Source organism: Halosolutus gelatinilyticus (assembly GCF_023028105.1).
In the GTDB taxonomy this organism is placed as follows: domain Archaea; phylum Halobacteriota; class Halobacteria; order Halobacteriales; family Natrialbaceae; genus Halosolutus; species Halosolutus gelatinilyticus.
In genome coordinates this window covers 3603990-3626017 of sequence record NZ_CP095491.1, presented here as the reverse complement: position 1 = coordinate 3626017, position 22028 = coordinate 3603990, and the positions used below count along the sequence as shown (strand labels likewise).

The following is a 22028-nucleotide window of genomic DNA, read 5'->3' as shown; positions in this document are numbered from 1 at the left end:
GGTAGTTCGCAACGGTCACGATTACGGACAGACGATCGACCCGACAGGGCGTACCTCAACCCTTTTATTATCGCTGTTCGTTGACTGCCACATGAGCGAAGACGAGGGCACGAACGCGTCCGCCCAGGGTGTCCCGTCCGAGGAGCAATCCGACGACGGCGATGCGGCCGACGTCGCGACGGAGGGGACGGCGGCGGACGGATCGGAATCGGAGACGGACGCCGACGCCGCCGACGAATCGGCCGGAGAGGAGTCGGACGCCGAGCGAGCGGCCGACGACGAGGAATCCGAACTTCCCGATCCCCCGGAGACGAGCGAGGACATCCAGGAGATCCTGGATCGCGTGACCGAGTTCGACGACGAACTCGCCCACCGGGTCAACGCTATCGTTGAGGAGGCGCGAAACCTGAACGGCACCGTCGCCCACCAGCGCGAGGAACTCGAGGACCTCACCGAGCGCGTCGAAGCGCAGGCCGAGACGATCGAGGAACTCCACGACGAACTCGAGGCTCACCGGGAGGCGCTCGGCGAGCGCGACGAGCGACTCGAGGAGTACGAGGAGGAGGTCGCGGACCTGAAAAGCCGCCTCAAGCGCAAACAGGCGGACTTCCAGAACTACAAGAAACGGGCCAAAAAGCGCCAGCAACAGATCAAAGACCGGGCCACCGAGGATCTCGTCGAGCGGCTCATCGGCGTCCGCGACAACTTAAAGCGCGCCCTCGGCGAGGACAGCGAGGACGTCGACAGCCTCCGGGAGGGGATCGAGATGACGCTCCGGGAGTTCGATCGCATCCTCGAAGACGAGAACGTCTCCGAGATCGATCCCGGTCCCGGCACCGAGACGGACCCGCAGCGCCACGAGGTCATGATGCGCGTCGACAGCGATCAGCCCGAGGGGACGATCGCCGACGTCTACACCCCCGGCTACGAGATGGGCGAGAAGGTCATCCAGAACGCGCAGGTGACGGTTTCGAACGGGGAACTCGCCGACGGGGAGGGAGACGCCTCGGACGAGGAGGGCGAGTCAGGCGATGACGCGGGCGACGAATCCTCGGACGAGACGACCGAGTCCGAATCGGACGACGCCGAATCCGACGCGGACGGCGACGGAGACGAAGTCGGCGAGAACGCTTCCGCCGAGAACGACGAGGAAGCGGAAGCGATCGAACTCGGCGGCGAAATTGCGAGCGACGACGCCGACGACGAGTGAGCGATCGGGCGATCGGCCGGTCCGGCGTCGCCCGCTGAACTACCGTTTAGCGCCCGATCAGTGCACGGTACTCGTGTTTCTCCAGTCGAGGACCCATGTGATTTTTCTGTTACGTGCAGATGAATGGTATAACACATTAGATCGAGAACCATCTATATTTTGTTAATGTCTGTTAAGTGGGAATTCAAACTCCTCGAATACCATAACACGACAGTAGCTTTTTTGCCAGCAGCCCTTTAGCGACAGCATGGTTCATAACCTCGATGACGTTGACCGAGGTATTCTCCATGCACTCCAGGCGGACGCACGAGAAGCGACTGCCGCAGATATGGCCGACATGGTTGAAACCTCGGCCAGCACAGTCCGAAATCGCATCGACTACCTTGAAGAGGGCGTGATTCGCGGTTACCATCCTGAGCTCGATTACGAGGAGGCAGGGTTTGAGCTCCACCTGTTCATCGTGTGTCGAGCGCCGACTGCAAAACGAACCGAATTGGCGAAGAAGGCGTTAGAACTTCCCGGCGTAGTCAGCGTCCGTGAACTGACAACCGGCGCCCACAACATCCACATCGAGGTGGTGGCTGTCGATTCCGATGCAGCCGATGAGGCCCGCGTTGGAATCGAGAATGTCACTGATCTCGAAATCGAGTCCACACAGATTATCAATAATCTTCACGTTCAACCGTTCAACCACTTCGGCAAGGATGTCATCAAGGATTGACTGTTTGGAGTGAATATTTTTATATATCCTGTGGAATAAACAGACATGGTCGATAAAGCACAGTAATCCACAGGATTAATCCTCTTCAACGAAAAAGGAGGGTAGTGAAATCACCACTGGTCGGAGCTGAGATTGTCGAGCAAATCGCCGAACGCGAAGGCGTTGATCCGATCGATCTCGACGTCCTACTGTATGATGTGATCGATCCGGATGCGCTCGAAGCCCTCACAAACGGTACCGGCGATCGACAGACGCAGGCAATCCTCCGTGTGGAGTTTACGTACTACGGGTACGCAGTCACCGTAGACGGGAACGGGAAGGTTAGCATCGACGAGCAGCCAACGGAAGCGAAAACAGACGAGTCATCGAGGAAAGAGTCAGAAACGACTGATCAAGCGTAACTGCGGATTCATTCGCTTTTCGACTGGATGCTGTGTAATCCCGAGCGTATTGAGGTTCGGCTTCCACAGTGTCCTTCCGTGCAGGGGCCCTTATAGCATATGTGACTGGGCATTCCCCAAAAGCGGATGTGGCGGAGCACATTGGCCCGGACGAGCAATCGCTCGATGCAGTTTGCGACCTCCTCGCCAATCAGCGCCGCCAGTACGTCCTCGCGTGCCTGATAGACCACACACAGGCAATAGCGCTGACCAATCTGGCCGAGAATGTTGCTGTCCGCGAGAACGAGAGACCGCGTACAGAGATTCCAAAAGAGACAGTCCGGACGATCTCTACGTCGCTCTATCATGCTCATATTCCAAAACTGGTGGATGCAGGAGTCGTTGAATACGATCAGGACCGTGATCTGGTACGGATATCGGAAACAACACACCTGGTCGAACGCGTTCTCTCCCTCGCCGCAACTGACAGAGGAGAAGAATAATCTCCTGCCCCGTGTCCATCGATTCGTTCCTGTTTCTAGACAGTATTTAATAGGTACGCTATGTATTCAGCACGGCTCTGCCAAAATAACATCTATATGATAGGAATGCCGGTGTTAGGTTCGCATCTCCACGTACCGAATTCACCACAGATTCCATTCCGAAACTTGAGTGATAAACCGCACCGCCAGCCGCTGTTAGCGTTCGAATTTCACCGCCAATGGATGGGACTAACGAGCAGCAGTACTCTGGAGTCATCGATCGCGCTTCGGGACCACCCAACCGTCCTCTCTTGAGCTGTTTCACGCCGATCGCCGGAACCCGATCGAACGCGCGACCGAGCTATAAAACCAAGTGCAGTGAAATTCTGTGGTAAGCTTTAAACCAAAGTGCGCGCAACAGATTTCCTGATGGCGAGCAACAAGATTCTCGGAATCGACCTCGGGACGACGAACAGCGCGTTCGCCGTGATGGAAGGCGGTGATCCGGAGATCATCGTCAACGCCGAGGGAGAACGGACGACGCCCTCCGTCGTCGCGTTCACCGACGACGACGAGCGACTCGTCGGGAAACCGGCGAAGAATCAGGCGGTTCAGAACCCCGAAAAGACGATCCAGTCTATCAAGCGCCACATCGGCGAGGAGGACTACACCGTCGAGGTGGACGACGAGGAGTACACGCCCGAACAGATCTCGGCGATGATCCTCCAGAAGATCAAGCGCGACGCCGAAGACTACCTCGGTGACGAGGTCGAGAAGGCCGTCATTACGGTCCCCGCGTACTTCTCCGATCGACAGCGCCAGGCGACCAAGGACGCCGGCGAGATCGCTGGCTTCGAGGTCGAGCGCATCATCAACGAGCCGACCGCGGCGTCGATGGCCTACGGCCTCGACGACGACGAGGACCAGACCGTCCTCGTCTACGACTTAGGCGGCGGAACGTTCGACGTTTCGATCCTCGATCTCGGCGGCGGCGTCTACGAGGTCGTCGCGACCAACGGCGACAACGACCTCGGCGGCGACGACTGGGACCACGCGATCATCGACTGGCTCGCCGACGAGTTCGAGGCCGAACACGGCATCGACCTCCGCGACGATCGCCAGGCGCTCCAGCGGCTCAAAGACGCCGCCGAGGAAGCCAAGATCGAACTCTCCTCGCGCAAGGAGACGGAGATCAACCTCCCCTTCATCACGGCGACCGACGACGGCCCGATCCACCTCGAAGAGAGTCTGACCCGCGCGAAGTTCGAGTCGCTCACCTCGGACCTCATCGATCGCACCGTCGAGCCGACCGAACAGGCCCTCGAAGACGCCGGCTACGACAAGGACGACATCGACGAGGTTCTCCTCGTCGGCGGTTCCACCCGGATGCCCCAGGTCTCCGAGAAGGTCGAGGAGCTGACGGGCAAGGAGCCCCAGAAGAACGTCAACCCCGACGAGGCCGTCGCGCTCGGCGCGGCGATCCAAGGCGGCGTCCTCGGCGGTGAGGTCGACGACATCGTCCTACTTGACGTCACGCCCCTCTCGCTCGGAATCGAGGTCAAGGGTGGCCTCTTTGAGCGCCTCATCGAGAAGAACACGACGATCCCGACCGAGGAGTCGAAGATCTTCACCACCGCCGCGGACAACCAGACCTCCGTGCAGGTGCGGGTCTTCCAGGGCGAGCGCGAACTGGCCGAGAAGAACGAACTACTCGGCGAGTTCCACCTGACCGGCATCCCGCCGGCGCCCGCCGGGACGCCCCAGATCGAGGTCACCTTCTCGATCGACGAAAACGGCATCGTGAACGTTTCCGCGGAGGACAAGGGCACCGGCGAGAGCGAGGAGATCACGATCGAGGGCGGCGCCGGTCTCTCCGACTCGGAGATCGACCGTATGCAGCGTGAGGCCGAGCAGCACGCCGAAGAGGACAAGAAGAAGCGCGAGCGGATCGAGGCCCGCAACACGGCCGAGGCGACGATCCAGCGCGCCGAGACGCTCTTGGAGGAGAACGACCAGGTCGACGACGACCTCCGCGACGACATCGAGGCCGCGATCGAGGACGTCGAGGAGACGATCGACGACTCGGACGCCGACGCCGAGGACATCGAGGCGTCGACCGAGAACCTGAGCAAGGAGCTCCAGGAAATCGGCAAGCAGGTCTACCAGCAGGCCGGCGCTGCGGACGCCGGCGGCGCGGCCGGTGCTGGTCCCGGCGGCATGGGCGGCGCCGGTCCGAACCCCGGCCCGGGCGGCGCGACCGGCGGTGCCGCTGACGAGGGCGAAGAGTTCGTCGACGCGGACTTCGAGGACGTCGACTTCGGCGACGAGGACGACGTCGACGAATAACGGGTCTTCGGCTCGTCGGACGTAGCCCGACGACGTCGACGGAAACGTGGACTGAACAGGCGAGTCCGATACCCGCTCGCCTTGTGGTTTGACATATTCGTATATCCGAGTGAGCGACGCGAGCGAACCCGAGCGGAAAAAGGTGCGTGCGAGAACGTTCGTTTCAAGTGGCTCAACCGAGTACCAGCCCACAACGAATGAGCGAGGATTTCTACGACGCTCTTGGCGTGAGTCGTGACGCCTCCGCCGACGAGATCAAACAGGCCTATCGAAAGAAGGCTACGGAGTACCATCCGGACGTCAGCGACGACCCGAACGCCGAGGAGAAGTTCAAGAAGATCCAGAAGGCAAAGCAGGTCCTTACCGACGAGGAGAAACGCCAAGCATATGATCGGATGGGGCACGATCGGTACGAGCAGGCCGAGAAGCACGGCTTCGACGCCGGCGGAGGCGGCGCCGGCGGCATGGGCGGCGACCCGTTCGGCGGAATGGGCGGTGGCATGGGCGGCGGCCTCGGAGACATCTTCGAGCAGGTCTTCGGCGGTGGCGGCGGCCGCGGGCGAAGTCGCCCGCGAAAGGGACGAGACCTCCGGACCGAACTCGAGATTGACCTCGAGCAGGCCTACGAGGGCGTCGAGAAGCAGTTCACCGTCGAGCGGCCTGAAGCCTGCGACGTCTGCGGCGGCGAGGGCCATCCGCCGGACGCGGACGCCCGGACCTGCCCCGAGTGTCAGGGTCGCGGCCAGGTGACGCAGGTTCAACAGACGCCGCTCGGACGCGTCCAGCAGACGACCACCTGCCGCCGCTGCGAGGGCGACGGAACCCTCTACTCGGAGACCTGCGGCGAGTGTCGCGGCCAGGGCTACGTCCGCAACGAGGCGACGCTGACCGTCGACGTCCCCGCCGGAATCCAGGACGGCCAGACGCTCCGGATGGAGGGCGAAGGCGCGCCGAGCCCCGAGGGCGGTCCCCACGGCGACCTCCTTATCGACGTGACGATCGCCGAGCACGAGGAGTTCGAGCGCGAGGGCGACGACCTCCGGTACCGGCTCCCGATCTCGTTCCCGCAAGCGACCTTCGGCGACGCGGTCGAAGTGCCGACCCTCGACGGGGCCGTCGAGTTCGACGTTCCGAAGGGAACCCAAAGCGGCGAGACCTTCCGCCTGTCGGGGAAGGGGATGCCGCGTCTCCGCGGCCGCGGCCGCGGCGACCTCTACGTCCAGGTGCAGGTCGTCACCCCCGAATCCTTAAACGAGGAACAGCGCGAAGCCCTCGAGGCGTTCGCCGAAGCCGGCGGCGACGAGATCGAGGTCAAGGACGGGTTCTTCGAGAAGATCAAGCGCGCCTTCTGAGCGCGATCGGAGGCGCTCCTCGCTCCGGTTTCGTTTGGTCCGCGGTTCGTCGCTCGATCCGCCGATCGTCCCTCGGTCGACGGATCGACGTTCGGCGCGTCGTTGTGCCGCCTCGAGACGCTAGTTCCGGAAATACGACCGTGACGGCCGTTCGGCGATCGGCCGCGAGTCGGCGGGCTTTTTTCGGCCGGTTCCCGATGACGTCGTATGAACGCGGCGACAGTCGACGACCTGCTCGCGCGGGAGCGGCGCGACGATCGGACGGCGCTCGTCGACGCGACCGGACGGGAGTACGACCGTCACTGGCTGTGTACGACCTCGTGGAAGGCGGGCAACTTCCTGCGACACGCGGGCGTTCGCGAGGGCGTCACCGTCGGCGTCGCAGGCGAGGGGCCGCTGGCGCTGCTCGCCTGCTTCGGCACGACACTGCTGGAGGGGACGACGTGGTTCGATCCGCCGACCGCGCTCTCGGACGTCGACGACGTTCGGGCGATCGTCGCCCCCGTCGACGACCTCGACGGCTACGACCTCCCCCGCGGGGCCCAGCGGGTCGGCTACGGGGACGCGCCCGACGACCCGGGCGTCCACCACTTCGATGCCGGCCTCTGGAGCGAGAATCCGTCGTTTCCGCCGCTCTCGATCGATCCCGAGACGGATTTGCTGGCCGACGGCGATCGAACGCTCACTCACGAGACGGCCCTCGACTCGGCCGGGACGATCGTCGACGAGTACGGGCTCGAACGGGGCGATCGGGTCGTCGTCCGTGCGCCGCTGTCGGATCCCCGGACCGTCGTCGCGGGTGTAATCGCCCCGCTGCTCGCCGAGGGTCCGATCGTGCTCGCCGCGGACGTGGACGAACGGGACGAACGGGACGATCGGGGCGAGTTCGCCGTCGTGGGTGATGCGGATCGGTCGGTCCCCGAAGCGACGCGAATCGATCTCGAGAAGATTCGAACGAAGTAGGGCCGGATGCTAGCCGCGGTCGGCCGCGACTTCGAAGACGGGATTAGCGCCCGAGGATCGTCTTCCAGCCGCGCTTTCGTCCGGTGCCGGCCGCGAGCCCCTCGAGCTTTCGCAGGGTCTTTTCCTCCTGCTCGAGGTTGGCTTCGAGCGGTGCCGTCGCGTCGTCGCCGAGGCCGGCGCGGTCGGCCGTCAGCAGCAGCCCCTCGTAGCTGGTGATCTCGATCCGCTCCGTCATCGTGGCCGCGGTCAGGTAGTGGAGGTTCCGGGGGCCGGCGCTTCTCGCCCGATCGTCGAACTCCTCGGTGTCCGCCAGCAGGCCGTCGACGATCGGATTTGCCCGCCGTTCGGGCTCCCGATCCAGCGCCGCGAACGCCTCCTCGACGCGTCGGACCTGGGTTTTCGTCTCGGTTTGGTGGATCGCGAACCCCTTACTGAGGTTGTCGTTCGCGGCTCGTCGCGACAGGTCGTCGAGCGCGTCGACCAGTTTCAGCTCCATATCGTAGACGGCGGCGAGGTCGTGGACGAACTGGTCGCTGAAGTTTCGGATCTCCGGCGAAGGCATACTCACGGTTTCGCGGGATGTTTCGACGAGCGCTCACAAAGCCCTTTTTCGGTCGTGAGAGACGGTCGCGGGAGGCGAAACGATCGTCCGGGGCGTTCGTCGGCGGTCACCGGCTGCCTCGCCGATCGTCGACGGCGTCCGCGCGGTGGTTCCTCGCGAACCACCACCGGAGCAGTCGCTTCCCCGGCTCTGAGGTGGCGGCGCGGACGCCCGTGTAGAGGAGCGGGGTCCGCCACGAGTCGGGGACCGCAGCGGCGACGGCGGCGCCGACTTTCGCCGTCCAGCCGACCGAGTACCGCCGCTTCGGGCGCTCGCTGGTCGCCGCTTCGAGGATCGTCTCGGCGACGGTCTCGGGCGAGGCGATTCCCGGCCCGCCGCTCTTGATCGTGTGCAACAGTTCGTGCAGCTCGTAGAGGTCGGTGTACGCCGCGCCGTGGTCGACGTCGACGAGTTCCTCGCGCGTCCGATCGTAGTGGCGCGTCGCGACGACCGTCGGTTCGACCACGACGACGTCGATCCCCGAGTCGCGAACCTCCTGTCGAAGGGCCTGACTGGTGGCCGCGAGCGCGGCCTTGGAGCCGCTGTAGACGCCGGTTCCGGCGATCGGGAACCGATCGGTGATGCTCGTGACGTTGACGATCCGCCCCGACCCGCGCTCGCGCATGTGCGGTAGGGCGGCCCGGATCAGCCGGTGCGGGCCGAAGACGTTCACCTCGTACTGCTCGCGGACGTCGGCGATCGGCACGTCCTCGATCGGCCCCATCTGGCTGAAGCCGGCGTTGTTGACGAGGCAGTCGAGTCGGCCGCGCTCGGCGACGATCCGCTCGACCACCCGATCGGCGTCCTCGGTCGAGGTGACGTCGAGCCGATCGATCGCGGCGCCCGCCGCCTCCAGGTCGCGCAGGTCGTTCGGGTCGCGGGCGGTCGCGTAGACGATCCAACCCTCGTCGAGGAAGGCGCGGGCCGTCGCGCGTCCGATCCCCGACGAGCAGCCGGTGACGAGGATCGTGGGTGCCGGTCGTTCGGCGGGGTTCCGCCGGAAAGAGCGGTCGCTCCGGGCGGATCGACGCTCGGAAACCTCGGTCGCCGGTGCAGGAGTCACGGTTCGCTCACCCTACTCGAGCGCCCGGCGGAGTCCGGTCTCGATCCGGTCCGCGTCGGGCAGGTAGGCGTCCTCGCGAGCGAACAGCGGCACGGGCACGTCGTAGCCGGTGACTCGCTCGATCGGAGCTTCGAGGTAGTAGAACGCCTCCTCGTTGATTCGGGCGGTGATCTCGCCGGCCATCCCGGCCGTCCGTGGCGCCTCGTGGACGACGCAGCAGCGGCCGGTCTTCCGCACGGAGTCGACGATCGTCGCCGTGTCCAGCGGGTAGAGGGTTCGGGGATCGATCACCTCGACGCTCGCATCGACTTCGTCGGCCGCGTCGAGGGTCTCGCGGAGCATCGACCCCCACGCGATCGCGGTGATGTCCTCGCCCGACTCGACCACGCGGGCCTCGCCGAGCGGGATCTCGTGTTCGTCCGGGACCTCCTCCCGGAACGATCGATACAGCCGCGTCGGCTCCATGAAGACAACCGGATCCGGACTGCGGATCGCGGCGGTGAGCAACCCCTTCGTCTCGGCCGGAGAAGACGGGAAGACCACCTGCAGGCCGGGTACGTGAGCGAATCCGGCCTCGAAGCTCTCGGAGTGGAGTTCCAGGGCGTGGATGCCCCCGCCGTACGGCGTCCGGATCGTCATCGGACAGGTGATCGTGCCGCGGGTTCGACTTCGGATGCGCGCGACGTGCTGGGCCAGCTGGTGAAACCCCTGGTAGAGGAAGCTCTGGAACTGGATCTCCGGGACGGGCGTCATTCCGGTGGCCGCGAGCCCGACGCCCATGCCGACGATTCCCGCCTCCGCGACCGGCGCGTCGAAGACTCGATCCGGATGCTCGTCCATCAGGCCCTGCGTGGCGCGAAAGACCCCGCCCGCGCGGCCGACGTCCTCGCCGTAGACGACGACGCCATCGTCGCGTTCGAGCTCCGCGCGGAGCGTCTCGCGGACGGCCTCGACCATCCGGAGGCGCTCAGCCATCGAGACCACCCCCGGAATCGCGGTCGACGCCACCGTCGGGGACGCGTTCGGCTTCCTCGCTCCGCTCGAACGCCTCGAACTGGCGCTCGAGTTCGGGCGGCATGTCCGCGTAGACGTACCTGAACATGTCCGCCGGATCGATCTCCGCTTTAGCCTCCCGCGCTCGATCGATCGCGCCGGCGACCTCGGACTCGATCCGGTCTTCGATCTCGGCTTTCGTCTCCTCGTCCAGAACCCCTCGGTCTTCCAGGTACATCTGGAAGCGGACGATCGGATCGCGGGCCTCCCACTCGGCTTCCTCGTCGGCCTCGCGGTATACCGAGGGATCGTCGGAGGTCGTGTGCATCGATCGTCGGTACGTGAGCGCCTCGATCATGACTGGGTCGCCGTTGCGGGCCTTCTCGACGGCCTCGTTCGCGACGCGGTACACGCCCAGGACGTCGTTGCCGTCGACCTGGATCCCCTCGATCCCCGCCGCAATCGCCTTCTGGGCGAGCGTCTCCGCCTCGGTCTGCTTCTCGATCCCGGTGGAAATGGCGTACCGGTTGTTCTGACAGACGAAGACCGTCTGGGCGTCGTAGACCCCGGCGAGGTTGAGCGCCTCGTAGACGTCGCCTTCGCTGGTCGCGCCGTCGCCGAAGTACGTGACCGCGACCGTGTCCCGCCCCTGGAGCGACTCCCCCCAGCCGACGCCGGTCGCGTGCAGCGGCTGCGAGCCGACCGGGATCGCCGGCGGCAGCGCGCCCTCGCCGCCCGGAATCTCGGCGCCCTCCTCCATGCCCATCGCGTACTGGAGCACCTTCTCGGGCGGCGTCCCGTGGACCATGAGGGCGGGCTGTTCGCGGAACGACGGAACGAGCCAGTCGTCGTCGGCCGCGGCGAAGGCGGTCCCGATCTGGGCCGCTTCTTGCCCGATCGCGGGCGCGTACGTGCCGAGTTCACCCCGGCGCTGCAGCGCGATCGCACGCTCGTCGAGCCGGCGCGATCGTTTCATCCACTCGTACAGGTCGAGCAACTGGTCGTCGGTCAGATCGGGAACCAGTTCTTCGTCGACCGTCTCGTCCGGCGAGAGGACCTGTACCGATCTGATATCGAACCGCGCGACCGTCTCCTCGGTCATAGCGATCGTACGCTCCCCGGGGAGTTAATTCGGAACCCGGTGCACGACGGGCGTTCACGGACCGCCGGGACGATCGGCCGCGACGCCTCGAACGGACGGCGAAGGCGCGAGACCGGTGCCCGCCGGGCGTTCGTGCGCCGACGGCCGCGCGATCGACCGGAGAACGATCGGCTTTTGCCCCGATTGCCCGAACCGGCGGTATGGAGAAGCTCATCACGTCCCTCGACGAGGCACCGATCATCGACAAGGACGGCTACGAGTACCTCGTCCACCCCATCAGCAACGGCGTCCCGATGCTCGACCCCGACCTGTTGCGGGAGGTGGTCGTCGAGGTCATGCAGACGGCCGATCTGGACGTCGACAAGATCGTCGCCCCGGAGGCGATGGGGATCCACCTCGCCACCGCGCTCTCGCTCCAGACCGACATCCCGCTCGTCGTGATCCGGAAACGAGCCTACGGCCTCGACGGCGAGGTCTCGTTGCACCAGCAGACGGGTTACTCGGAGTCGGAGATGTACATCAACGACGTCGAGGCGGGCGATCGCGTCGTCGTCGTCGACGACATGCTCTCGACCGGCGGGACGCTGGCCGCGATCTGCGAGGCGCTGTCCGACATCGGGGCCAAGATCGTCGACATCGTTGTCGTGATGCGGAAGGCCGGCCCCTCCGCGCTCGACGACACCGAGTTCGAGGCGACCAGCCTCATCGACATCACGGTCGAGGACGGCGACGTAACGGTTCACTGATATCTAAAACATCCTATGTTTTGTGGCGATCGATAGCCGGTAGTCCGCCGTCCACATATCCAGACGACCTATACACGTATGTGCACATTTCTATCCGATAACAGGGTTGTCCTGAGCGCATATACGAAACTTTTTGGTGCGGGCTTCGAAAGGGGATGACCAGAGCATGTCAACCGAACCGGACGAGGGCATTCAGCTAGAATACGGGCTCGATGATCGGCCGCCATTGCCGCGGTCGATCCTGCTCGGGTTACAGCACGTCGCGGTCATGATTGTGCCCGCGACGGCGGTCGCGTACGTCGTCGCCGGCGACATCGGTCTCGATCCCGCCGATACGGCGTACATCGTCCAGATGGTCCTTCTGTTTTCGGGCCTGGCGACGGTCATCCAGGCGTACACCGTCGGCCCGATCGGCGCGCGCCTCCCGATCGTGATGGGATCGAGCTTCACGTTCGTCGGCGCGTCGATCGCGATCGGGGCGGACTACGGGTTGGCCGCCGTCTTCGGTGCGATCCTCGTCACCGGATTCGCCGTCGAAGGACTCATCGGCTGGCAGTTCTCTCGCATCAGACCATTCTTCCCGCCGCTCGTCACCGGCCTCGTCGTCGTCATCATCGGCCTCTACCTGATTCCCATCGGGATGGACTACGCCGCCGGCGGCGCCGGCGCGGACGATTACGGCGCGCTGCACAACATCGGACTGGCCGCGCTCGTCCTGGCGATCGCCGTCGGCCTCAACATGTTCACGCGCGGCGTCACGCGGCTACTGAGCGTCCTCGTCGCGATCGGCGTGAGTTACGCGGTCGCGTTCGGGTCCACGCTCGCCGCCTCCCTCGGGCTCGGCTTCGGGCTCGAACTGATCGACTTCTCGCCCGTCGGCAACGCGGCCTGGATCGCGCTGCCCTCGCCCACCCGGTTCGGCTTCGAGTTCGAGCCGATCGCGATCGTCACGTTCGCCTTCCTCTTTCTCGTCTCCGCGATGGAGACCGTCGGCGACATGTCGGGCGTGACGGCCGCCGAGGGTCGGAACCCGACGAACGAGGAGTTCCGCGGCGGCCTGTTCAACGACGGCCTCCTGAGTTCGATCGGCGCCGTCTTCGCCGCGTTCCCGATCACGTCGTTCTCCCAGAACGTCGGCATCGTCAACTTCACCGGCGTGATGAGCCGGCACGTCGTCGGCATCGGCGGCGTCTTTCTCGCGATCCTCGGACTGAGCCCCACAGTCGGCGCCGCCGTCGCGACCATCCCGAGCGCGGTCTTCGGCGGCGCGGTCCTGCTCATGGCCGGCATGGTCGCGGCGAGTGGGGTCCGACTGGTCGTCACGCACGCGGACCTCGATCGCCGGAACACCGTCATCGTCGCGGTCGCGCTGGGACTCGGACTCGGCGTCGCCACGACGCCCGAAGCGCTCAAGGGACTCCCGAACGCCGCCGAGACGTTCTTCGGACAGCCGGTCATCGTCACCGCGCTGTCGGCGCTGCTGCTCAACACGTTCGTCCCGGGCGAAGAGAGCCCGCTGTTCGATGCGGTAGCGCCGGACGGGACCGCGGACGCCGACCCCGCGTCGATCGGCCCCAGCGACGACTAGCGCTCCGGTTCGCGGTTTCCGGGTCGGCGGCGGTGCAGTTCTCGGCGCCGAGAGCGCTCGAGACGCGGAAAAAAGTCCGTTCGCGTGAGTACGAAAACGCAAACGGCAGATTTTACTCGTTCGTGCGAATACGTGGATTCGTGTACGAGACGAGACTGTTCGGTCCGCACGGGGTCGTTCGCCCCGAGCCGAGACGTGGCAGTCCGTCCGCGTCCCCACGGGGAGGCCGGACGGCGAATCGAGGAGGAGAACCGTGAGCAGACGATCACTGCAAACGATCGCGTTCGCCGTCGCACTGACGGTTCCGTGGATAGCCATCTGGCTGGCGACCGACGCCCTTCCAGCCGTCGGACTTGAAGGCGCGGCCCCGTCGGTCGTCGCGAACCTCTCGACGCTCGGGACCGTAGCCATCAGCGGCGTCTCGATCCTCGGCGCCGCGTTCCTGCTTGCGTGGGCCGCCGAGACCGCGGAGAAGGACGTCCCGCGAGCGTTCGCGATCGCGGTCCTCGCCGTGCTGGCGGTCGCCCCCGAGTACGCGGTCGACGCGCTCTACGCCTGGAACGCGGGCCAGTTCGCGGGAACCGAACGCGGGATCGAGGCGGGCAACCTCGCCGTCGCCAACATGACCGGGGCCAACCGCATTCTGATCGGGCTCGGCTGGTCCGGAATCGCCCTCTTCACCGTGTTTCGGTCAAAAGCGTCGGTCGACCCCACCGTCGTGAACCGGGACGGATTCCTGAGCGACGCGGTGACGGTCGATCGGGACATCGGCCTCGAGATCATCTTCCTCCTGGTCGCCACACTGTGGGCGTTTCTGGTCCCGCTGAACGGCGGCATCGACGCGCTCGACATGGCGGTTCTAGTCGGGCTGTACGTCGCGTACATCGGCATCGTCCTCCGCGGTGACGTCGATCCCAGCGAGGCGCACACTGGCGTCCCGGCGTACCTCCAGTCGTTTCCCAAGCCGCTCCGGATCGCTACCGTCGTGTCGCTGTTCGCCTTCTCCGGGTTAGTGATCTTCGTCGCCGTCGAACCGTTCGCACACGGCCTCGAGGAGCTCGGGACGGACGTCGGCATCCCTGCGTTCTTCATGATCCAGTGGATCGCCCCGCTTGCCTCCGAATCGCCGGAGCTCATCGTCGTCGCCTACCTCGTGAACAAGGCGCGGTCGACCGCCGGCTTCAACGCGCTGATCTCGTCGAAGCTCAACCAGTGGACCCTGCTCATCGGGACCCTCGTCGTCGTCTACTCCCTCGCGCTCGGGCAGTACGGGACCCTGGCGTTCGATCAGAAACAGGCGGCTGAAATCTGGCTCACGGCGGCCCAGTCCTTCTTCGCCGTCGCCCTCCTGATCAACTTCGAGATCACGGCCCGGGAAGCGATCGCGTTGCTGGTGCTGTTCACCTCGCAGGTGTTGATCGAGTTCGCCATCATCCGCGAGTTCGTCGCGCTTCCGATCTCGAGTTACGAGACGTTGCTCGTCTACAGCGGCGTCTACATCCTGCTCGGTCTGGCGCTGTTCGTCCACCGTCGACGGGAGTTCCAGCGACTCGTCAGGCGGACCGCCGGGACGATCAGCAGCGCCGTCTCGAAGCGGGACACACCGCACCACGCCGACGATTGATCGGTTACCCGTCGGGCTCGTAACTCGCGATCCGACCCCAGGACGACTTCTTGCCCCACAGCCCCGACCGCATACACTCGAGTTCGACGATCTGAGAGTTGTCGACGAAGAGGTTCACCTTCGGGCCGAACTGCTTGATGTACCACTCGAACACCTCGGGATCGGCGGCCTCGAAGACGCAGTTCTCCACGCCGAGGCCGTCGGCGATCTTGAACGCCACGTCGGTCCGCCAGTCGCGCACCTGCTCGGTGATTCCCTCCGACTCGACCATGATCTTGTACGCGCCGGCCTCCAGGTGGCGCCGTCCCTCCTCGATCGCGCTCGTCGGGTCGATCGTCGTCTCCGATTCGAGTTCCTCGACGCTCGAGGCCCCGCCGGCTCCGAACTGGACGTTGATCTCCGGTTTCGCCTTCAGGCCGTGATCCTGGACGAGTTCCGTCAGCGCAACCATGTCGTCGACGTCGATCGCGAGGAAGCCGCTCGACACTTCGACGACGTCGAAGCCGAGGTCGGCCGCCTCCTCGACGTAGCGATCGACCTGATCGTAGTCCCGAATCAGGACGTGTTCGACGAAGCCGCCGGTCGACACTTGAACGTCGTGTTCGTGACAGACGTCGATCAGTTCTCGGACGACGTCTTCCGGCATCAGCGCGAACGAGCCGCCGGAGAACTTGTAGATGTCGACGTACTCGCCCATCGTTTCGAGGATGTCCCGCAGCTCCCGGGGCCCCATCGGATCGTAGTACGGCCCGCGGATCTCGGTGATCCCCTTCTCGCGGGGTTTGGATTCTCGGTCGTTGACGTGCAGGAAGTCGAATGCGCGATCGGACATACGGTGATCGGACCACGAGCAGCACCAAAACGGTAACACGCTCTTCGGGAACGGAACCGGAATTCCGACCCGGTGCGAGGAGTCCGATCGGGAATCGCGGTCGTGACGAAAACCGGCGATTCGTGCACGTTGGAAGAACGTTATCCCGCCGGTCGTGTAACTTTGATACATGGCTGACGTAATCGTCGTCGGCGGCGGCCCCGCCGGCCTGAGCGCAGCACTGTTCACCGCGAAAAACGAGCTCGAAACGATCGTCTTCGACACCGACAAGACGTGGATGCACAAGGCGCACCTGTTCAACTATCCGGGGATTCGGAGCATCGACGGGAGCGAATTCGTGTCGGAGACTCGCGACCAGGTCCGGAATCACGGCGCCGATCTGCACCTGGAGGAACCGGTGACGGACCTCGAGCGGACGGACGACGGATTCCGGGTCGAGACGGAGGACGACGAGTACGACGCGGAGTACGTCGTCCTCGCGACCGGCGCCGATCGGTCCATCGCCGAAGAGATCGGCTGCGAGTTCGACGACGAGGGCACCGTCGACGTGAACCTGAGCATGGAGACCAGCGTTGACGGACTGTACGCGACCGGCGCGATGGTTCGGGCCGAGGAGTGGCAGGCCGTGATCGCCGCTGGCGACGGCGGCGCGGCGGCCCTCGATATCCTCAGCACGGAGAAGGGAGAACACTACCACGACTTCGACGTCCCGGCCGACGCCGAGTGACGGTCCGCGATCGCAACTTCGCCCCGCCCGCGCCGGGTTCGGCGCACGCACCGATTCGCTCCTTTTCGAGGATTCCGACGGTGCCTGCGTGTTCGGGGATGGCGACTATCCAACGGGACGGCGACGGTTCGCACATGGCGATAGACGACCTTCACCAGCTATTCGTCCACAAACTCGCACAGCAGTACTACGTCGAACAGGAACTCGTCGACGCGCTCGACGAGATGGCGCTCAACGCGAGCAACGATCGGCTGAGCACCGGGTTCGCCGACCACCGCGACGAGACGCGAACGCAGGTCGACCGCATCGAAGACGCGTTCGACGCGCTCGGCGAGCGGCCCGAAGCGCGGGAGGATCCGGTGCTCGACGCCCTCGAAACGGAGCGTCGGAACCTCGAGGATCAGATCACGGACGACGACATGCTCGACATGGTCTACCTCAACGCGGGGATGATGACCGAACGGGTCGAGATGACGGCCTACGAGGGACTGTCGATGCTGGCGACCGAACTCGAACTCGGCGACGACGTGCAAACGCCGCTGGAGGCGAACTACGACGAGGAGAAGTCGGCCTACCGCGAACTCGACACGCTGTCGACGGCGTCCGAGATGAAATCGCTGTGGGACCGACTGACGCCGTCGTAAGCTGATGCAGCGGACGACGCCGTTTCCGCAGTCGAGTCCGTTCTCGCAGGACACCGGAACGCTCCCGGGCGGGCACCCGTACGCCGTCGTCGGAAGCGGCTCGCGAGCGCTCGCCGTGCTCCCCGGCTTCGGCGACGCGATGTTCCCGGGCGCGTACCCGCCGGGAGCCGGACTGGCGCTCGCTCCGTACTTCGCCCGGTACCTCGACGAGTACACGGTGTACCTGGTCAGCCGCCCGCGCGGGCTTCCGCCGGAATACGACGCCGATCGCGCGGCCGAAACTCACGCCCGACCGCTCGAATCGATCGCCGACTCGCACGAGGGCGTCGACCTGCTCGGCATCTCGATGGGCGGACTGATCGGCCAAGCCCTCGCGCGACGCCGTCCCGACCTCGTCGACCGACTCGTCCTCGCGAACTCGGCCTGCCGGCTCGACGCGGACGCCCGATCGGACGTCCGCGAGTTCGAACGCTATGCCCGTGCTCGCGACTGGCAGTCGATCCGATCGAAACTCGCCAGGGACATGTTCTCGGACGGTCGCGCGATCACCTACCCGCCGATAGTCCAGACGATCGGCCGATTCCTGCTGCCCCGGCCCGCGGAACCCGCCGACGTGCGGCGATCGCTCGAGTTCATCCTCGCGTTCGATGGCTGCGATCGACTCGACGAGCTCCGCCAGCCGACGCTCGTCTTCGGCGGCGAGCGGGACCCCTACTTCACCGCGGCGCTCGCCGGACGGACGGCCGACGAACTCCCGAACGGAACGCTCGAACTCGTTCCGGGGGCGAAACACGGCGCCTTCCACGAGCGAAAACTCACCTTCGACGCGACGGTTCGATCGTTCCTCGATCGGACGGCCGCGAGCGGGGACGACTCCTGACGCGACCCCCGGTTCTGCCGTCCGCCTGCGAACCGGCGCTACGCCGTCGCTCGTTTTGACGACGGTTCGCGTCGGGCCGCGAGCCACTCCCGGACGCGGGGCCACCCCTCGTGGGCCTCGGGCGCGGTCGAGAGGCCGACGTGGCCGACCGGGAGGTCGACGTCGCGGCCGTTCAACCGCCACTCGCCCTCGCGCAGCCGATTTTCGAGGATCAGTTCCTCGACGTACTCCCGGTAGGCCGCGCCGGACCCGTCGGCTACAAGGCGTTTCGCACAAAACGTCGATCCGTGCGGGTAACGTGCGTCTTCTTCGGTCCGTTTCGTGACGACGTCGGCGAGAAGACGGTCCACTTCGAGACCGAGGTCGAGACGATCGGCGGCCTCCTCCGCGAACTCGAGGCCGAGTTTCCGGCGCTCGAGGGACGACTCGCGGCGGCCGACGGGAGCGGGCTCGCGGGGGACACTGTCGTGACGAAAGACGAGCGGAACGTCGTCCACCTCGACGGGCTCGAAACGCGTCTCGACCCGGACGCGATCGTTCGGCTGGTCCCGTCGGTGTACGGCGGCTGAACGGCCTCGATAGCAGCTGTTGGCGCCCGATCCGCTTTTGTCCTCTCGTCGCGACTGTCACCACCTACTACTGTTAAGACGTTCGGGCGAATACCATCGCGCAGCATGCAGTACGATGCGGTCCTGTTCGACTTCGACGGCGTCCTCGTCGAGGGGCCGTCGATGGATCGGTTCTCCGACGCCGTGCGCCGCGCGTACGACGCCCAACCGGTCGAATTCGGCAGGTCGGGACCGGTAGCCGAGACGCTCGGCGCGCTCCTCGAGGGCGACTTCGAGTCGATCACGCGGCGGTGTCGAAGCCTCGGAATCGAGACGGAAGCGTTCTGCGCGCGCGCCGCGCGAGAACTCGTCCGGACCCAGTTAGAGGCGGTCGAGCGCGGCCTGCGATCGGCCTACGACGACGTCGTCGCCGTGCGATCGATCGGGCGGCCACTCGGGATCGTCAGCGACAACCACCCGTCCGTCGTCTCGACGCTGCTCGACCGGTTCGGCTTCGAGTCGCTGTTCGAGACCGTCCACGGCTGTCCCCTCACGCCGGACGGGCTGGCCCGGCGCAAGCCCGACCCGCGGAACATCCGCGCCGCGATGGCGGCGCTCGACGCCGAGTCGGCGCTGTACGTCGGCGATCGATCGGTCGACGTGCGGGCGGCGCGAAACGCCGGCATCGACGCGGCGCACCTACAGCGGGACGGAACCGCGCCGGAGACGGACGTCGAAGCGACGTATCGGCTGACGTCGCTCGCGGAGTTGCCCGCGGTCGTCGAGTAACGCCCCGCGAGCGCAACTCGTTTGCTCGCGCCGATCGTAGCTCGGCCATGCGGAGACACCGAGCGGGGACGAGGATCCTGATGGCGCTCGTCGGCTGTTCGGTGCTTCTGTTGTACCTCTGGCTGGCGACGATCGCCTCCCTCGGTCTCTCCGCGCTCTGGGCCGTCGCGCTGGATCTCGAGGCGACCGTCGCGATCGTCGTCTGCACCGCGTTCGGGGTCGGCTACCTGAGCTATCGGCTCGGAACGGCGCGACTCCGCTCGCGAATCGACGCCGTCGAACTGCCGCGATCGACCGTTCCCGAATTCTACCGCCGCCTCGATCGAACGGCAGGGCGGATGGCGGTCGACGACCCGACGATACTCGTGGCGCGATTGCCGACGCCAAACGCCTTCGCGCTCGGAAGTGCCCGAAACGGCGCCGTCGTGCTCGACCGATCGCTCTTTCACCTCCTGACCGCCGACGAACTCGAGGCGCTGTACGTGCACACGACCGAGGACGATCGCTGGCGACGGATCTTCTCGACGCACCCGTCCACGGACGAGCGGATCGATCGCCTCGTCGAACTGGCGCGCGAACCCCGAGCCGAGACGCGGTTGCACCGGCCGTAAGCTCGGCGGTCGTCCGATCGAGTCCCCGGGCTCCTCAGTTCGCCTCGGGGGCGATCGCGTCGACCTGCTCGTCGGGTACGATCCCGTCCTCCCAGCCGCGGACCGCGTAGTACTCGTCGATCGCGGCCTCCAGATCGGGGATCTCGTACGGCAACTCGTCCGCCGATCGGTCGAATCCGCGCCGGTTGTTGAAGTGTCGTTCGAGGCGAACGGTGGCGGCGCCGACGGCCAGCAGCTCCTCGTAGTCGGCGTCGAACAGGGTTTCGAGCCGCTCTTCGGTGACGTAGTCGCTCCCGAAGGCGCAGACGATGCCGGTATCTCGGAACGCCGCGGCGTTCTCCGCCTCGACCAGCGTCTCGGCCTTTCCGAGGGTGCCCTGCGGGTCGAGTTCGCCGCTGTACTCGAGGTTCATCAGCCCGGCGTACATGTGGTCCGCGCCGCGGTTCGCGACCGCGTAGGAGAGGCCCTGCCCGTGGAGGACGCGCCCGTCGTGGGCGGCGAACTCCATTCCCTTGACGGTGTAGTTGTCGACGCCGAGTTCCTCGTGACAGCGATCGACGCCCTCCGCGAGCAGGTCGCCGATCCCCTCGCGGGACGCGATTTTCTCCGTCACTTCCTGGGCGAGGTCCGCGTTGCCGAACTCGTCCTCGCTTTTGAGGTACGCCGCGACGGTGACGCCGGCGGAGACGGCGTCCATCCCGAGTGAATCGCACAGCTCGTTCGCCGTCATGACGTCGACGACGTCCCCCACGCCCTGGCACGACCCGAAGGAGAAGACCGTCTCGAACTCCGGCCCCTCGGTCTCGACGCCCGCCGTCTCGTCCCGCGTCGGCAGTTTACAGGCGTAGGCGCAGGCCGAGCACGCGCCCTTCTCGTACTTCTTCTCCGCGACGGCGTCGCCGCCGATCGCCGCGGCGTCTTCGAACTCGTCCTCCTCGAAGTAGCGGGTGGGAAGCGCGAAGTTCTCGTTGATGAACTCCGTGCTTCCCGTCGTCCCCTGTCGTCGCATCAGGTCGTCGGACCGGGCCGCCTCGCGGTGAACGTCCGTCTCGGGTGGATCAGGAATCTCGACCGGCGGCGCCGAGTTCCCGTCGAAAGTGACGCACTTGACGTTCTTCGACCCGAGCACCGCGCCGAGTCCGCCACGGCCGAACGCCCGCGAGTCGAAGGTCATCACCGACGCGAAGCGGACCAGGTTCTCGCCCGCCGGACCGATCGCGATGCAGTGTTCGGGTCCGAGGTCCTGGTTCTCGACCACGTACTCGGAGGTTTCGGGAACCGTGGCGCCTGCGAGTTCGGGGATCTCCTCGAACTCGACCCGCGGGCGAGACGTCGCCTCCCCGTCCGCCGATCGCGACGCGTCGACACTATCGCGAACGTGGATCGCCAGCAGCTCGTCGCTCTCGCCGACCAGCTCGAGGACGCCGATCCCGGTTCCGACGACGTTCCGCGAGAGGTAGCCCCCGGCGTTGGCCGAGAGGAGGCCGTCGGTCAGCGGCGACAGCCCCGTCATGTTCGTCCGTCCGGTGAAGGACATCGTCGACTGCTGGAGCGGCCCCGTCGACAGGTAGACTCGGTTTTCCGGTCCGAACGGGTCCGCGTCGAACGGGATTCGCTCGTGGGCCAGCGCCGTCGCGGCCGCACGCCCCCCGACGTACGTTTCGAACACCTCGTCGATCGCCGTGTCGGTCGCCGTTCGCTCACCGACGTCGACGGTGAGCAGCGGCCCCTTCGCGTGGCGCATATCCGGTACTACCAGGGCAGAACCTATAGGAGTGTTCGCCGGGGGGACCGACCGGTGCGTCACGAACCCGGCCGCCGCCGGG

General features: G+C 65.7%; 23 protein-coding genes. 16 read left to right on the top strand and 7 right to left on the bottom strand.

The features are described 5' to 3' along the window. Window positions 1-91: 91 nt before the first annotated feature. From MUH00_RS17780 to MUH00_RS17750, 7 genes are all read left to right on the top strand, one after another. Window positions 92-1210, top strand: coding sequence for a nucleotide exchange factor GrpE (locus tag MUH00_RS17780; protein ID WP_247000874.1), 1119 nt, complete (start codon window positions 92-94; stop codon window positions 1208-1210). Window positions 1211-1457: 247 nt separating this feature from the next. Then, window positions 1458-1931 carry an Lrp/AsnC family transcriptional regulator gene (locus tag MUH00_RS17775; RefSeq protein WP_247000873.1) on the top strand — a complete coding sequence of 158 codons (474 nt, stop codon included), beginning with the start codon at window positions 1458-1460 and terminating at the stop codon, window positions 1929-1931. Between the two features lie 104 nt (window positions 1932-2035). Further along, window positions 2036-2332, top strand: a complete 297-nt coding sequence (locus tag MUH00_RS17770) for a HalOD1 output domain-containing protein (protein ID WP_247000871.1) — start codon at window positions 2036-2038, stop codon at window positions 2330-2332. A gap of 128 nt (window positions 2333-2460) precedes the next feature. Next, window positions 2461-2814, top strand: coding sequence for a DUF7344 domain-containing protein (locus MUH00_RS17765; protein ID WP_247000869.1), 354 nt, complete (start codon window positions 2461-2463; stop codon window positions 2812-2814). Window positions 2815-3222: 408 nt separating this feature from the next. Beyond that, the gene (gene dnaK, locus MUH00_RS17760; RefSeq protein ID WP_247000867.1) at window positions 3223-5139 is read left to right on the top strand and encodes a molecular chaperone DnaK; all 1917 of its coding nucleotides are present in this window, start codon (window positions 3223-3225) and stop codon (window positions 5137-5139) included. 197 nt (window positions 5140-5336) lie between these two features. Beyond that, entirely contained in the window at window positions 5337-6491 is a 1155-nt protein-coding gene (dnaJ, locus tag MUH00_RS17755) for a molecular chaperone DnaJ (protein WP_247000866.1), read from the top strand. 207 nt (window positions 6492-6698) lie between these two features. Further along, complete coding sequence (locus tag MUH00_RS17750; protein ID WP_247000865.1) at window positions 6699-7454, top strand: hypothetical protein; 756 nt, start codon at window positions 6699-6701, stop codon at window positions 7452-7454. Between the two features lie 43 nt (window positions 7455-7497). Here the strand turns inward: MUH00_RS17750 and MUH00_RS17745 are convergent, their stop codons facing one another. The 4 genes from MUH00_RS17745 to pdhA form a co-directional block, all read right to left on the bottom strand. Further along, on the bottom strand, window positions 7498-8016 hold the full coding sequence (locus MUH00_RS17745) for a YciE/YciF ferroxidase family protein (RefSeq protein ID WP_247004008.1): 519 nt from the start codon (window positions 8014-8016) through the stop codon (window positions 7498-7500). Window positions 8017-8122: 106 nt separating this feature from the next. Beyond that, window positions 8123-9022: an SDR family oxidoreductase gene (locus tag MUH00_RS17740; protein ID WP_345780934.1), complete on the bottom strand. Its 900-nt coding sequence runs from the start codon at window positions 9020-9022 to the stop codon at window positions 8123-8125. A 108-nt stretch (window positions 9023-9130) separates the two neighbouring features. After that, window positions 9131-10093 carry an alpha-ketoacid dehydrogenase subunit beta gene (locus tag MUH00_RS17735; protein WP_247000863.1) on the bottom strand — a complete coding sequence of 321 codons (963 nt, stop codon included), beginning with the start codon at window positions 10091-10093 and terminating at the stop codon, window positions 9131-9133. Beyond that, window positions 10086-11213: a pyruvate dehydrogenase (acetyl-transferring) E1 component subunit alpha gene (pdhA, locus tag MUH00_RS17730; protein WP_247000862.1), complete on the bottom strand. Its 1128-nt coding sequence runs from the start codon at window positions 11211-11213 to the stop codon at window positions 10086-10088. Before pdhA ends, MUH00_RS17735 begins: the two co-directional genes overlap by 8 nt. A 200-nt stretch (window positions 11214-11413) precedes the next feature. On the opposite strand from pdhA, the gene hpt reads away from it, so the two are divergent. The 3 genes from hpt (at window position 11414) to MUH00_RS17715 (ending at window position 15171) form a co-directional block, all read left to right on the top strand. After that, the gene (gene hpt, locus MUH00_RS17725; protein WP_247000861.1) at window positions 11414-11959 is read left to right on the top strand and encodes a hypoxanthine/guanine phosphoribosyltransferase; all 546 of its coding nucleotides are present in this window, start codon (window positions 11414-11416) and stop codon (window positions 11957-11959) included. Window positions 11960-12125: 166 nt separating this feature from the next. Continuing rightward, window positions 12126-13547, top strand: coding sequence for a uracil-xanthine permease family protein (locus tag MUH00_RS17720; protein ID WP_247000859.1), 1422 nt, complete (start codon window positions 12126-12128; stop codon window positions 13545-13547). 253 nt (window positions 13548-13800) lie between these two features. Further along, window positions 13801-15171, top strand: coding sequence for a sodium:calcium antiporter (locus tag MUH00_RS17715; RefSeq protein WP_247000857.1), 1371 nt, complete (start codon window positions 13801-13803; stop codon window positions 15169-15171). A gap of 4 nt (window positions 15172-15175) precedes the next feature. Here the strand turns inward: MUH00_RS17715 and MUH00_RS17710 are convergent, their stop codons facing one another. After that, window positions 15176-16003, bottom strand: a complete 828-nt coding sequence (locus tag MUH00_RS17710) for a phosphosulfolactate synthase (protein ID WP_247000855.1) — start codon at window positions 16001-16003, stop codon at window positions 15176-15178. 169 nt (window positions 16004-16172) lie between these two features. Here MUH00_RS17710 and MUH00_RS17705 point away from each other — a divergent pair, with 169 nt between their 5' ends. From MUH00_RS17705 to MUH00_RS17695, 3 genes are all read left to right on the top strand, one after another. Then, window positions 16173-16730 (top strand): NAD(P)/FAD-dependent oxidoreductase, encoded by a 558-nt coding sequence (locus tag MUH00_RS17705; RefSeq protein WP_247000852.1) that lies wholly within the window; start codon window positions 16173-16175, stop codon window positions 16728-16730. Window positions 16731-16864: 134 nt separating this feature from the next. Further along, complete coding sequence (locus MUH00_RS17700; RefSeq protein WP_247000850.1) at window positions 16865-17374, top strand: YciE/YciF ferroxidase family protein; 510 nt, start codon at window positions 16865-16867, stop codon at window positions 17372-17374. Between the two features lie 4 nt (window positions 17375-17378). Beyond that, window positions 17379-18254, top strand: coding sequence for an alpha/beta fold hydrolase (locus MUH00_RS17695; protein WP_247000848.1), 876 nt, complete (start codon window positions 17379-17381; stop codon window positions 18252-18254). Window positions 18255-18292: 38 nt separating this feature from the next. Here MUH00_RS17695 and MUH00_RS17690 read toward each other — a convergent pair whose 3' ends face one another. After that, complete coding sequence (locus MUH00_RS17690; RefSeq protein ID WP_247000846.1) at window positions 18293-18430, bottom strand: hypothetical protein; 138 nt, start codon at window positions 18428-18430, stop codon at window positions 18293-18295. Window positions 18431-18541: 111 nt separating this feature from the next. On the opposite strand from MUH00_RS17690, the gene MUH00_RS17685 reads away from it, so the two are divergent. The 3 genes from MUH00_RS17685 to MUH00_RS17675 all read left to right on the top strand — a co-directional run bounded on the left by MUH00_RS17685 (window position 18542) and on the right by MUH00_RS17675 (window position 20202). Further along, on the top strand, window positions 18542-18823 hold the full coding sequence (locus MUH00_RS17685) for a MoaD/ThiS family protein (protein WP_247000844.1): 282 nt from the start codon (window positions 18542-18544) through the stop codon (window positions 18821-18823). A 105-nt stretch (window positions 18824-18928) separates the two neighbouring features. Beyond that, a complete protein-coding gene (locus MUH00_RS17680; RefSeq protein ID WP_247000842.1) occupies window positions 18929-19591 on the top strand; it encodes an HAD family hydrolase in 663 nt (220 codons plus the stop codon). 47 nt (window positions 19592-19638) lie between these two features. Then, window positions 19639-20202 carry a M48 family metalloprotease gene (locus MUH00_RS17675; protein WP_247000841.1) on the top strand — a complete coding sequence of 188 codons (564 nt, stop codon included), beginning with the start codon at window positions 19639-19641 and terminating at the stop codon, window positions 20200-20202. A gap of 34 nt (window positions 20203-20236) precedes the next feature. Here the strand turns inward: MUH00_RS17675 and MUH00_RS17670 are convergent, their stop codons facing one another. Further along, on the bottom strand, window positions 20237-21946 hold the full coding sequence (locus MUH00_RS17670) for an aldehyde ferredoxin oxidoreductase C-terminal domain-containing protein (RefSeq protein ID WP_247000840.1): 1710 nt from the start codon (window positions 21944-21946) through the stop codon (window positions 20237-20239). Window positions 21947-22028: the final 82 nt, after the last annotated feature.

What these genes read in the sequence shown, in the direction of transcription:
- MUH00_RS17780 (WP_247000874.1), top strand. Translation starts at nt 92, where the DNA reads ATGAGCGAAGACGAGGGCACGAACGCGTCCGCCCAGGGTGTCCCGTCC.
- MUH00_RS17775 (WP_247000873.1), top strand. Translation starts at nt 1,458, where the DNA reads ATGGTTCATAACCTCGATGACGTTGACCGAGGTATTCTCCATGCACTC.
- dnaK (WP_247000867.1), top strand. Translation starts at nt 3,223, where the DNA reads ATGGCGAGCAACAAGATTCTCGGAATCGACCTCGGGACGACGAACAGC.
- dnaJ (WP_247000866.1), top strand. Translation starts at nt 5,337, where the DNA reads ATGAGCGAGGATTTCTACGACGCTCTTGGCGTGAGTCGTGACGCCTCC.
- MUH00_RS17750 (WP_247000865.1), top strand. Translation starts at nt 6,699, where the DNA reads ATGAACGCGGCGACAGTCGACGACCTGCTCGCGCGGGAGCGGCGCGAC.
- MUH00_RS17745 (WP_247004008.1), bottom strand. Translation starts at nt 8,016, where the DNA reads ATGCCTTCGCCGGAGATCCGAAACTTCAGCGACCAGTTCGTCCACGAC.
- MUH00_RS17735 (WP_247000863.1), bottom strand. Translation starts at nt 10,093, where the DNA reads ATGGCTGAGCGCCTCCGGATGGTCGAGGCCGTCCGCGAGACGCTCCGC.
- pdhA (WP_247000862.1), bottom strand. Translation starts at nt 11,213, where the DNA reads ATGACCGAGGAGACGGTCGCGCGGTTCGATATCAGATCGGTACAGGTC.
- hpt (WP_247000861.1), top strand. Translation starts at nt 11,414, where the DNA reads ATGGAGAAGCTCATCACGTCCCTCGACGAGGCACCGATCATCGACAAG.
- MUH00_RS17720 (WP_247000859.1), top strand. Translation starts at nt 12,126, where the DNA reads ATGTCAACCGAACCGGACGAGGGCATTCAGCTAGAATACGGGCTCGAT.
- MUH00_RS17710 (WP_247000855.1), bottom strand. Translation starts at nt 16,003, where the DNA reads ATGTCCGATCGCGCATTCGACTTCCTGCACGTCAACGACCGAGAATCC.
- MUH00_RS17705 (WP_247000852.1), top strand. Translation starts at nt 16,173, where the DNA reads ATGGCTGACGTAATCGTCGTCGGCGGCGGCCCCGCCGGCCTGAGCGCA.
- MUH00_RS17700 (WP_247000850.1), top strand. Translation starts at nt 16,865, where the DNA reads ATGGCGATAGACGACCTTCACCAGCTATTCGTCCACAAACTCGCACAG.
- MUH00_RS17695 (WP_247000848.1), top strand. Translation starts at nt 17,379, where the DNA reads ATGCAGCGGACGACGCCGTTTCCGCAGTCGAGTCCGTTCTCGCAGGAC.
- MUH00_RS17680 (WP_247000842.1), top strand. Translation starts at nt 18,929, where the DNA reads ATGCAGTACGATGCGGTCCTGTTCGACTTCGACGGCGTCCTCGTCGAG.
- MUH00_RS17675 (WP_247000841.1), top strand. Translation starts at nt 19,639, where the DNA reads ATGCGGAGACACCGAGCGGGGACGAGGATCCTGATGGCGCTCGTCGGC.
- MUH00_RS17670 (WP_247000840.1), bottom strand. Translation starts at nt 21,946, where the DNA reads ATGCGCCACGCGAAGGGGCCGCTGCTCACCGTCGACGTCGGTGAGCGA.